7 protein-coding genes are annotated in these 11,802 nt (G+C 71.5%); 6 read left to right on the top strand and 1 reads right to left on the bottom strand.

The window, feature by feature from the left end:
* The 5 genes from ABZX37_RS27565 to ABZX37_RS27585 all read left to right on the top strand — a co-directional run.
* Window positions 1-576, top strand: a 576-nt coding sequence (locus tag ABZX37_RS27565; protein WP_354744271.1) for a phosphopantetheine-binding protein, incomplete at its 5' end; no start/stop codon positions are given.
* Complete coding sequence (locus ABZX37_RS27570; protein ID WP_354744272.1) at window positions 573-5,951, top strand: amino acid adenylation domain-containing protein; 5,379 nt, start codon at window positions 573-575, stop codon at window positions 5,949-5,951. The genes ABZX37_RS27565 and ABZX37_RS27570, both read left to right, overlap by 4 nt.
* The gene (locus ABZX37_RS27575; RefSeq protein WP_354744274.1) at window positions 5,948-7,048 is read left to right on the top strand and encodes a saccharopine dehydrogenase NADP-binding domain-containing protein; all 1,101 of its coding nucleotides are present in this window, start codon (window positions 5,948-5,950) and stop codon (window positions 7,046-7,048) included. Before ABZX37_RS27570 ends, ABZX37_RS27575 begins: the two co-directional genes overlap by 4 nt.
* Window positions 7,045-8,187, top strand: a complete 1,143-nt coding sequence (locus tag ABZX37_RS27580; RefSeq protein ID WP_354744276.1) for a Gfo/Idh/MocA family oxidoreductase — start codon at window positions 7,045-7,047, stop codon at window positions 8,185-8,187. The genes ABZX37_RS27575 and ABZX37_RS27580 overlap by 4 nt, the downstream gene beginning before the upstream one ends.
* Window positions 8,184-9,194, top strand: a complete 1,011-nt coding sequence (locus ABZX37_RS27585; protein WP_354744278.1) for a methyltransferase — start codon at window positions 8,184-8,186, stop codon at window positions 9,192-9,194. Before ABZX37_RS27580 ends, ABZX37_RS27585 begins: the two co-directional genes overlap by 4 nt.
* Window positions 9,195-9,204: 10 nt before the next feature.
* Here ABZX37_RS27585 and ABZX37_RS27590 read toward each other — a convergent pair whose 3' ends face one another.
* Window positions 9,205-10,545, bottom strand: a complete 1,341-nt coding sequence (locus ABZX37_RS27590; protein ID WP_354744280.1) for an LLM class flavin-dependent oxidoreductase — start codon at window positions 10,543-10,545, stop codon at window positions 9,205-9,207.
* Window positions 10,546-10,667: 122 nt separating this feature from the next.
* Here ABZX37_RS27590 and ABZX37_RS27595 point away from each other — a divergent pair, with 122 nt between their 5' ends.
* The gene (locus tag ABZX37_RS27595; protein ID WP_354744282.1) at window positions 10,668-11,795 is read left to right on the top strand and encodes a Gfo/Idh/MocA family oxidoreductase; all 1,128 of its coding nucleotides are present in this window, start codon (window positions 10,668-10,670) and stop codon (window positions 11,793-11,795) included.
* Window positions 11,796-11,802 lie beyond the last annotated feature (7 nt).

The following is an 11,802-nucleotide window of genomic DNA, read 5'->3' on the forward strand; positions in this document are numbered from 1 at the left end:
TTTCAGGTGAAGGTGCGGGGGCATCGGATCGAACTGGGCGAGATCGAGTCGGTCCTGGAAGAGGACTCCCGTGTGACGCGTGCGGTCGCGGAGGTTGTCGGCTCGGGGAGACTGGCTGCGGCGGTGACAAGTCATGGGTCCACTGTGGATGGTCTGCTGGAGCACGTGGCGGCTCGGCTTCCGGCGTACATGGTGCCCGAGCGAATTGTGGCGGTGGAAAGACTTCCGCTCACCGCTAACGGCAAAGTCGACCGCGACCGGCTGCGGCAGCTCCTCGGCGTCGATCCCGGGACCGACGCCGGATCGGAAGAACCGCGCGGCTCCTGGGAACGCACCCTCGCCGGGCTCTGGACGGAACTGCTGGGCATCCCGGAGATCGGCAGGCAGCACAACTTCTTCGCCCTCGGCGGCGACAGTCTTCTCGCGACCCGGATGGCGGAGACGTTGCGGCGGCGCTTCGGGATCGAACTCTCGCTGCGGCAGGTGTTCGGCGCGCCGACCGTCGCGGAGCTGGCCGCGCGCACCGCGGGCGGCCAAGACCTGCAGGACGTCGAGTTCGAGGAGGGCGTGGTATGACGGTCGGTGGACTCGTGACCGAACTCGAGGCTGTCGGCGTGCGGCTCTGGGAGGAGTCCGGCCAGCTCCGTTTCCGCGCCCCGCGAGGCGTGCTGACGGAGGAACGCAAGCAGGCGCTGCGCGCGCGGAAGGCCGAGGTGCTCGCCCACCTGCGCGCCGACGAGGTCACGGTACAGCCGCGGCCGGAGGCGTGGCACGAACCGTTCCCGCTGACCGACGTGCAGGCCTCGTACCTGTTGGGCCGGCACAGTTCGTTCGCCTACGGCGGCACCGGCTGCCACGGCTACGGCGAGCTGAGCTACCGCGAGCTGGACGCCGCCGCGCTGGAAACGGCCTGGCGCAAGGTCATCGAGCGACACGACATGCTGCGCGCCGTCGTGCGGGCCGATGGGGTCCAGCAGGTGCTGCCTCAGGTCCCCGAGTATCGCGTGGAGGTCGACGATCTGCGCGGCGCCGGCGAGGAGCGGCTGGCCGAGATCCGTGCCCGGATGGACCACAAGACCTACGACCCGGGCGTCTGGCCGCTGTTCGAACTGCGGGTCGTCCGCACCGGCGACGCGGACCTGCTGCTGTTCTCGATCGACTTCATGATCTGCGACTTCGTCAGCATCCAGCTGCTGCTGGACGAACTGCACCGGTACTACGCCGACCCCGCCTTCGAACAGCCGCCGCTCGAGATCACCTACCGGGACTACCTGTTCGCCGACCGGGGCCGGGGCGGCGGCAGCCGGTACGAACGCGACCGGGCCTACTGGACGTCCAGAGTGGGCGAGCTTCCGCCGGCCCCGGATCTGCCGTTGCGGGAGGATCACCGCTCGGCGCCGCCGCGTTTCCGCAGGCTGGCGACCGCCCTCGATCCGCGGGAGTGGGCGGAGTTGCGGCGCCGGGCCGGTGCGCACAGCGTCAGCCCGTCCGGCGCGGTCCTGGCCGCCTACGCGGAGGTCATCGGCCGGTGGAGCCGAAACCCCAGGTTCACCCTCGATCTGACGCTGCTGAACCGGCCGCCGGCGCATCCTCAGGTGAACAGCCTGGTGGGCGACTTCACCTCGGTGAACCTGCTGGCCGTCGACCCCGCTCCCGAGGCGGTCTTCGCTGAGCGGGCGGGCGCGTTGCAGGCGCGGCTCTGGCAGGACCTCGACCACGCGTTGTACTCCGGCATCGAGGTGATCCGGGAACTCGCCCGGCGGCGCGGGGCGGCCGAGGCGTTGATGCCCGTGGTGTTCACCAGCGCGATCGGGCTCGGCGCCCAGGACGACCCGGACGATCCGGCGGCCGACGGCCGCCTGGTCGGCGGGATCAGCCAGACCCCGCAGGTGTGGATCGACTGCCAGAACATCGAACGCGGCGGCGGCCTCTCGACGAACTGGGACGTCCGGGAGGGCGTCCTGCCGGAGCAGGTCGTCGAGGACATGTTCTCCGCGTACGAGGCGTTGCTGCGGCGGCTCGCGACCTCCGACGACGCCTGGGCGGACGTTTCGCCGCTGGAACTTCCGCGCGCTCAGCTCGACCGCCGCGCGGAGGTGAACAGCACCGCAGGCCCGTTGCCGGAAACCCTGCTGCACGAACAGGTGCTGGCGCAGGCGAAGCGCACCCCCGAACTGCCCGCGGTGATCACCGGCGGAGTTTCGGTGAGCTATCGCGACCTGAGCCAGCGGGTGCACGCCGTGGTGAACTGGCTGCGCGCGGAGGGGACCGAACCCGGGGACCTCGTCGGGATCGTGATGGACAAGGGCGTCGAGCAGGTGGCCGCCGCACTGGGCGTGCTGTGCGCGGGTGCGGCTTACGTGCCGATCGACACCGTGCAGCCCGCCGCGCGGCGGGACGCGATGCTGGCCAACGCGGGCATCCGGCGGGTGCTGACGCAGTCCTGGCTCGCGCCGGCCGGCGGCTGGCCGGAGAACGTCCGGCTGTGCGCGGTCGATTCCCTTGCCCCGCAAGCAGAACCGGAAGAGCCGCTGCCGCGGCGAAGCCTCGACGACCTCGCCTATGTCATCTACACCTCGGGCTCCACCGGGACGCCCAAGGGCGTGATGATCAGCCACCGCGGCGCCCGCAACACCGTGGACGACCTCAACCGGCGGTTCGAGGTGACCGAGCGGGACCGGGTGCTCGGCCTCGCCGGCCTGGGCTTCGACCTATCGGTGTACGACATCTTCGGCCCGCTGTCCCGGGGCGGCTGCCTGGTGCTGCCCGATCCGGGGCGGCGCGGCGACCCGTCGCACTGGGCGGATCTCGTGGCCGCGCACGAGGTGACGATCTGGAACTCGGTGCCGGCTCAGATGCAGATGCTCCTCGACTACCTCCGGGTGGCGCCGGGCCTCGGACTGCCGTCGCTGCGGTTGTCCCTGCTGTCGGGGGACTGGATCCCGGTGACCCTGCCTGCCGAGCAGCGGGCGCTGCTGCCGCGGACGGCCCAGATCAGCCTGGGCGGCGCGACCGAGGCGTCGATCTGGTCAATCTGGCACCCGATCGGGGAAGTCGGCCAGGACTGGCGCAGCATCCCGTACGGAACCCCGCTGACCAATCAGACGTTCCACGTGCTCGATTCCGCGCTGCGCCCCCGGCCCGATCTGGTCCCGGGGCAGCTGTACATCGGCGGAACCGGTGTCGCGCTGGGCTATCTCGGCGATCCGGAACTGACCTCTGCGCGGTTCATGCGGCATCCCCAGACTGGCGAACGCCTCTACGCCACCGGCGACCTCGGCCGCTACCGGCCCGACGGCGTCATCGAATTTCTCGGCCGGGAGGACTTCCAGGTCAAGATCCGCGGCCACCGGATCGAACTGGCCGAGGTCGAAGCCGAACTGTCCCGGCATCCCGCGGTGGGCGGCGCGGCCGCGCTGGTGCACGGCAGGCGCGAGGCCGAGCGCCGGCTGGTGGCCTTCGTCCAGACCGCGGTGGCCGCCGATTCCCCCAGCCCGGCCCCGGACTTCCGGCGGACCGTCCCGCCCGCCGGCGACCGGCTGCTGGCGGACGTCGATCTGGAGCGCTACCAGGAGTACATCGCGGCGCTGGACCGGGTCGCCCTGCTGACCATGTTCGACGTGCTGCGGGCAGCCGGTCTGTTCTCCGCCGCCGCAGAGGGACACACCGTCGACGAGATCCTGACGACGGCCAAGGTCACGCCCGCCTACCACCGCTTGGTGCGCCGCTGGCTCGCCGCTCTTCGCGAAGCGGGGATGCTGCGCCGGGAAGCGGAATCGGGACGGTTCTTCGCCGACACACCGGAACCCCGGTTCGCGCCGGACGCCGAATGGGCGCGCGTCGACCGGTTGCGCGAGCACTGCGGCGAGAGCGCGGCTCTAGTCGACTATTTCCGGCAAAGCGGCGATCGCCTTCCCAGCCTGCTGCGCGGCGAGCTGGACCCCGTGCGCCTGCTGTTCCCGGAAGGCCGCGTCGAACTGTCCTCGACCCTGTACGGGGAGGCGCTGTTCAACCGCTGGGCGAACGAGGCCGCCGCGGCGGCGGTCCGGGAGATCGCGACGGCCGCGCCGGGCGTCCCGGTCCGGGTTCTGGAGGTAGGTGCGGGCACCGGCAGCGCGAGCGCTCCGGTCCTCGACGCGCTGGCCGGTTTCGACGCGGACTACTTGTTCACCGACCTCTCGCAGTTCTTCCTGAACACAGCGGGCAAACGGTTCGCCGACCGCCCGTGGGTGAACTTTCAGGTGTACGACCTGGACTGTCCGTATCGGACTCAAGGGTTGCGTTCCAACAGCTTCGACGTGGTGTTCGCCGCGGACGTGCTGCACACCACGACCGACGTGGACCGCGTGCTCGTGTCGCTGCGGGAGCTGCTGGTGCCCGGCGGGTGGCTGGTGTTCGTGGAGATGGTCCGGGACCACAGCCAGATCATGACCTCGCTCGAACTGATGACCAGGGTGGACGAATCGGCCGGGGACTTCACCGACGAGCGGCGAGGGCGGGACCAGACGTTCCTGAGCCGGAAACAGTGGGAACGGGCCCTGGCCGCGGCCGGGGCCGAGCTGTGCGCGTGCCTGCCCGAAGACGGCGTGCTCGCCGAGCTGGGCGTGACCGTGTTCGTCGCGAGGATGAAGACCGATCGTGTGCCGCTCGAGGTCTCCGAGCTCGGCGAGCAAGTGGCCGAGCGGCTGCCCGACTACATGGTTCCGGGCGACATCCAGGTGGTCGACGCGCTTCCGCTGACCGGCAACGGGAAGATCGACCGCGCCGCGTTGCGGTCCTGGCTGCCCGGCGAAGGCGAGGCCGCCGCCCCCGCCGGAAGCGTGGAACCGCGGGGCGACCTGGAACGCCGGATAGCCCGGCAATGGTGCGAACTCCTGCGCGTCGACCGGGCGGGACGGACTGACGACTTCTTCGCGCTCGGCGGCGACTCGCTGCTCGCCGCCCAATTGGCGGGACAGCTGGTCGAGCGCGTCCCGGAACTGTCCGAAATGTACTTCGACCAGGTGCTCCGGCTGATCCTGGAGGGCCGGACGATCGAGGCGCTGGTCGGACACCTGGACGGGACCGAATCCGGCCCGGCGGTCGAGACGGGCGAGCCGCGCGATCCGCTGGTGACGCTCAACGAAGGCGACGGGGTGCCGGTGGTGCTGGTGCCGGACACGGCCGGCGGCCTGCTGCCCGCGACCGCGTTCGGGACGCGGACCCCGTCGCTGGGGCTCGTGATCACCGACCGGGCCGGCTGCCTCGCGCGGGATCCGGCGATACTGCTGGAAAGCCTGGCCGCGGACTTCGTCCGCGCGCTGCGGGAGGCCGGGCATTCCCGGGTGCGGCTGGCCGCCCGGCGGGCCGGCGCCCCGCTCTGCGTCGAGGTGGCGCGGCAGCTGGTCGAGGTCGGGGCCGAGGTCGAGCAGGTCGTCCTGGTCGCCGCCGATCCGCCGGCCTGCGAGGTCGACGACGAAATCCTCGCCGAATACTTGTTCGCCGCCGAGCAGGGGATCGCACCGGAGAAGCGGGGCGCCCCCCTCCCGGAGGCGATGGCCCAGGCGATCCGGACAGTACTGGCGGAGACCCCGGGACGGGTGCCCGCCGACCGGCTGCGGGACCTCGCGGGCACTCCGGAACTGGACGCGGTGGCAGCCTGGGCCCGCGACCAGTCGGCGCGGCCCCGGGAGGAGCGGCTGGCCGCGCTCGCGCCGGGAAGCGACGGCCTGGTCGAGCGCTGCGATCTGTTCTGGCAGTTGTGGTCGGCCGCGGTCGAGCACGAGATGTCTTGGTACGCCGGGGATCTGACGGTGTACTCGCCGCGGGAACCGGAGCCGCTGTGGCAGGCGGTGACCAGGCCGGCGGAGGGCTACTGGGCCGAGCGCTGTCTCGGCGACGTGCGGGAAACCGAAATCGGGGGCACCGCCTACGAGCCGCGGCTGCCCGAGGCGATCGGGGAGACGCGATGAACACGATCGGCATCGTCGGCGCGACCGGGGCGGTCGGCCGGGTCGTCGCCCGCACGCTGGACGCGTGGGGCCTCGGGCAGCTGCGGATCGGCGGGCGGGACGAGCGCCGTTGCCAGCGGCTGGTGCGGACGGAACTCGGCGGCCGGGGACAGGCGTACCGGGTGGACGCGCAGGATCCCGCTTCGCTGTCCGCGTTCGCCGAAGGCTGCCAGGCAGTGGTCAACTGCGCGGGCCCCTCGCTGCGGATCCTGGACCGGGTCGCGGGCGCGGCGCTCGCCGCGGGCGCGGACTACGTGGACGCTGCCGGGGACGACGCGGTGCACGAGTTGCTGCGGGGCCAGGTTCCCGCCGGACGCGCCGCGCTGATCTCCGCGGGCATGATGCCGGGGCTGTCCGCCCTGCTGCCGCGTTACCTCGCCGGCTCGTGCGGCGGATTGACCGCTCTGACCGGGTTTCAGGGCGGGCGGGACCGGTTCACCGCGGCCTCGGCAGCCGACTACCTCGCCGCGCTGCGCTCGGGCTACGGCGAATCCTTCGCCGCCTGGCGCGGCGGCACCCGGGTGGACAACGCACTGCGGCCGATGGTCGACGCGGTGATCCCGTTCTTCCCGCGGCCGGTGACCGCGCAGCCCTTCCTGAGCACCGAGGCCGAGCGCGTCGCGCGAAGCCTGCGCCTGGACGAACTGTCCTGGTACACCGTGTTCGACGGGCCGCAGGTGCAGCTCGCGCTCGGCCGGATGCCGGCGCGGGGTGCGCCGGCCGCGGTCTCCGAGCTCGCCGAAACCCTGTGCGCCGCCGCGGAACTCGATCTGTTCGGCCACGAGCCCTATCAGCTTTTCGTCCTGCACGCCGACGGGGAATCGGGCCGGCGGACCCTGATCCTGCGCGGTGGCGCCAGCGCTCTGACCGGCGCTACCGCGGCGGTCGCCGCCCGTTGCCTTCTGGAGGGCGAGCGGCCCGACGGCGTCCGGTTCGCGGGTGAGTTCCTCGACCCGGCGCGCACGGTGGACCTTGTCCGAGAAACCGGCGCGGTCGATGCCTTCGACGTGGTCGCGGCCGTACCGGGCGCCGAAGCCGTGGAGGAGGGGGCGCTGTGAACCGGCCGCTGCGCGTCGTGGTCTGCGGCACCGGGTTCGGCCAGCTGTACCTCGAAGCGCTGCGGGCTCCTCGCCTTCCCCTGGAACTCGCGGGCGTGGTGGCGCGGGGGAGCGACCGCTCCCGCGCTTGCGCGGCCGACCACCAAGTGCCGCTCTACACCGCGATCGGCCAATTGCCCGCCGACATCGACATCGGGTGCGTCGTGGTGCGCGGGGGGCTGGTCGGCGGAAACGGCAGCGAGCTGGCCAGGGAGCTGGCGGCCCGGGGCGTCCACGTCCTGCAGGAGCATCCCGTCCATCACGACGAACTCGCCGAAACCCTGCGCGAAGCCCGCCGGCACCGCGTCGCCTACCGGCTCAACTCGTTCTACGTCCACCAGGCGCCGGTGCGGCGGTTTCTCGCCGCCGCCCGCGAATTGCTGGCCCGGCAACGGATCCGATACCTCGACGTGGCCTGCGGATTCCAGGCCGCCTACTCCGCGCTCGACATCGCGGGCCGGCTGCTGGGCGCCGTCCGACCATGGGAACTGGCCGCGGCGGTCTCCGGCGGCGGGCCCTTCGGCACGATCGACTGCACCCTTGCCGGGGTCCCGACGACCTTCCGCATCCACCACCAGCTCGACCCGGCCGACCCGGACGCTTCCGCGCACCTGCTGCACCGGATCACCGTGGGCGCCGAGGGCGGCAGCCTCACCCTGGTCACCACGCACGGTCCGATCGTGTGGAACCCGCGACCCGGATTCCCGGCCCGCGTCCGCGCTTCGGCCGGAACGGCGAACTTCTACGCCGGCGGCGCGGGATCCGAGGAGGAGCTGGACGTGTCCAGTGGACATCTGGTAGGGCCCGCCGTGGCTCCCAGTCATCGGGAGATCTTCGGCGCGGTGTGGCCGGCCGGGATCGAGCACGCGCTCGGCGAGCTGCGCCGGGACATCGTGAGCGGCGCGAGCCCGATGGCCGACGGGCAGTACCACCTGATGCTGTGCCGACTGTGGCAGGACATCGCCGCGCGGCTCGGGCCCCCGCGACTGGTTCGCGAGGAACCGTCCGGCCCGTTGACGGCCGGGGATCTGCTGGCGATGGCCGAAGCGGGCGAGCGGGCGGTCTCCGCCGAGCCGGTCCGGGAAGGAAGTTCGCGATGACCGCCGGACTGCGCACGCTGCTCGCCGATCTGCAGCGGCTCGCCGACTACGCGGTCCCGCTGGCCCTGCGCGCGGTATGCGAGCTGCACGTGGCCGACCACCTCGCTGCCGCGCCGAGGCGCGTCGAGGACTTGGCCGAAGCCACCGGCACCCATCCCGCGTCGCTGTACCGCGTGCTGCGCGCCCTGGCCTGCCGGGGAGTGTTCACCGAGACCGAGCCCGGTCGCTTCGGGCTGACACCGATGGGACAGCTGCTGCGCGGGGACCATCCGCTGTCGGTTCGCGACGCCTACCCGCTGATCGGTGCGGACCTGCGGGCGTGGACGCGGCTGCCGGAGACGTTGCGGACCGGCCGGGCGGCCTTCGAGGAAGCGCACGGGCAGGGCTACTACGACTACCTCGCGGACCATCCGGAGGACAGCGCCCGGTTCGACGGTTCGGTGCGCGCGCAGAACGCCCTTGTCCTGCGCGCCCTGCTGAGCGCCTACGACTGGGCGGAGTGCGGGCACCTGGTCGACGTCGCCGGCGGGGACGGCACGTTCCTAGCCGGGCTGCTCGCGAGGTTCACTTCGTTGCGCGGCACGGTGTTCGACCTCCCGCACGTGGTCGCGCTGGCGCCGGAGGCGTTGCGGCGGGCGGGAGTCTCGGACCGATGCGAGGTCGTGTCCGGCAGTTTCTTCGACGCGGTGCCCCGCGGCGCGGACACCTATCTGCTCAAGACGATCCTGCACGACTGGGACGATCGGCGAGCCGGGAAGATCCTGCGGGCGGTGCGCGAGGCCATGCGGCCGGACAGCACGGTGCTGGTGCTGGAGGCGCTCCTGCCGCCGGGCGACGAGTTCCACATCGGGAAGCTGCTGGACGTGCATTCGCTGGTTCTGGCGGGCGGCCTGGACCGGTCCGAAGCGGACTACCGGGAGCTGTTCGCCGCTTCGGGCCTCGCCGCGGTCCGCATCCGGCCGACGCCGGTCCTGACCGTGCTGGAGGTGCGGCGAGACGACACGTGAACCCGGTGTCTCAGTGCCGCGGTGCCGCGTTGCCCGCGCCGAAGTACCGTTCCCGCAAGGTCTTCTCGGCCGGATCATAGGACGTCCGGAACAGGCCGCGGCGCTGCAGTTCGGGGATCAGGAGGTCGCAGACGTCGTCCACTCCGGATCCCGGCGGGCAGGGCAGCAGGTTGAACCCGTCGATCCCGGTGCGCTCCAGCCATTCCTCCATCCGATCCGCGACCTGCTCGGCGGTGCCGAACAGCGCGGTCGTCCTGGTCGGCGGCGGGAGCCTGCCGATGAACTCGCGCGCGTCGCCGACGGTCGCGACCCCGCTGCCGGAAGCCCGCTGCACGAAGCTGAGCGCGGAACGCACGGCATGGTGGGGAATCTCGTCCAGCCGAGTGTCGTCGGGATAGCCGTCCACGTCGATGCCGGTCCAGCCGCACCATTTCGTCAGCAACGCCTCGCGGTCGGCGAGCGAGGCGTAAAGCCGCGCTTTGGCCCGCGCCTGTTCCTCGGTCTGTCCGACCATGACGAGCATGCCCTGCAACACTTTGACCGAGGCGGGATCGCGGCCGCTCTCTCGCACCGCCTGGCGCAGTTCGGCCACCTGCGCGCCCCCGCGCGCCGGACCGGTGAGCGTCATGAACACCACTTCGGCGTGCTTCGCCGCGAAGGCAAGCCCCCGCGAGGAGGCTCCGGCCTGGTACAGCACGGGCGTCCGCTGCGGCGAGGGCTCGCACAGATGCGGGCCGCGTACCGTGAAGAACTCGCCCTTGTGATCGATTTGGCGGACCTTCGCCGGATCGGTGAACGTCCTCGCCGACCGGTCCCGAACCACCGCGCCGTCCTCCCAGCTCCGTTCCCAGAGTGCGCGGGCGACCTCGACGTACTCGTCGGCCCGGTCGTAGCGGGAGTCGTGGGCGAGGTGCTCGCCGAGCCCGTTCTTCGCCGCGGAACTCAGGTAGGAGGTCACGATGTTCCACGCGATGCGCCCGTCGGTGACGTGGTCGAGCGAGCTGAACAGCCGGGCACACTGGTACGGCGGGTGATAGGCGGTCGAGTAGGTGACCGCGAAACCGAGATGGTCGGTGACCGCCGCCGCGGCCGGGAGGACCGTGAGCGGATCGATCGCCGGGACCTGCACCGCGTGCTGGAAGGCGGGTTCCCAGGAATCGCGGTACACGTCGTAGACGCCGTGCACGTCGGCGAAGAACAACGCGTCGACGCAGGCTCGTTCGAGTTTGCCCGCCAGGTCCGTCCAGTACCGCAGGTTCCGGTAACCGGAGGCCGTGCGGTCCTCGGGCGCGGCCCACATGAATTCGAAGGTGGGGGCCGGGCAACACTGGGTGAGCACGTTCAAGTGCATGGGGAAAGGATATTCCGGCGGTCGCGCGCGCGGTTATGACAATGCGCGCGGCCGCTTTTGCATGGCCCGGACCCGATGTTCCTGCCCTAGTTTGGGAGCAACGGGATTCTGCGGGGTGAGCGATGTCGCGCAAGCTGCGGGTCGTGGTCTGCGGCACGACCTTCGGCCAGATGTATCTCGAAGGGTTGCGGCAATGCCGGGACCGGTTCGAGCCGGTCGCCGTGCTCGCGCGGGGCAGCGAACGTTCGCAGCGCTGCGCGCAGCGGTACGGGGTCAAGCTCTGCACCGGATTGGACGAGCTGCCCGGCGACATCGACGTCGCGTGCGTGGTGATCCGCTCGGGACTGCTCGGCGGCCGGGGCGCGGAGCTCGCGATGGCGCTCATGGAACGCGGAATCCATGTCGTTCAGGAACATCCGCTGCACCACGACGAGCTGGCCGCGTGCCTGCGCCAGGCGAGGGCGCACGGGGTGATCTATCAGCTGAACCCGTTCTACGTGCACGTCGAACCGGTCCGCCGGTTCATCGCCGCCGCCCGGGAACTGCTGCGCCGGCAGCAGCCGCTCTACATCGACGCGGTCTCCGGTTTCCAGCTGGTGTACTCGTTGTTCGATATCATCGGTTCGGTGCTGGGCGTGCTGCGGCCGTGGAAGTTCTCGCCCGGCCCGGTCAACGAGGAACTGCGCAGGCTGTCGGCGACCGGGGAACTGCCGTTCCGCACCGTCGACGGAGTCGTCGCCGGAGTGCCGATCACGTTGCGCCTGCAGAACCAGCTGAACCCCGCTGATCCGGACAACCACGCACACCTGGACCACCGGATCACCTTCGGCACCGAGGGCGCCAACCTCTCCCTGCTGAACACGCACGGCCCGATCGTGTGCGGACGGCGCGCGCGATACCCGCACGAGCCGCGGGATCCGGCTTCCCGCCCGCATTTCGAGACCTCCGCGCTGGCCGGCGATCCGCCCGGCGCGGTGCTGCTCGGCCCCGCGCGCGCCCCCGGGTTCCTGGAGAGTTTCGAGCGGCTGTGGCCGTTCGCGATCCAGCGGGCGCTCGGCCGGCTGGACGAGGCGATCCGGACCGGTGCGGATCCGTTGGTGCTCGGGCAGTACCACCTGACGCTGTGCCTGTTGTGGCAGCAGCTCACCGCGTCGCTGGGGTCGCCGGAGCTGATCTCGCGCGAACTGCCCGAACCGCTGTCGGCCGCGGACGCCGACGCGCTGGCCGCGGCCGCCGCCGGCGCGACATGACGAGCCG

The organism is Amycolatopsis sp. NPDC004079 (genome assembly GCF_040610415.1).
Lineage (GTDB): Bacteria > Actinomycetota > Actinomycetes > Mycobacteriales > Pseudonocardiaceae > Amycolatopsis > Amycolatopsis halotolerans.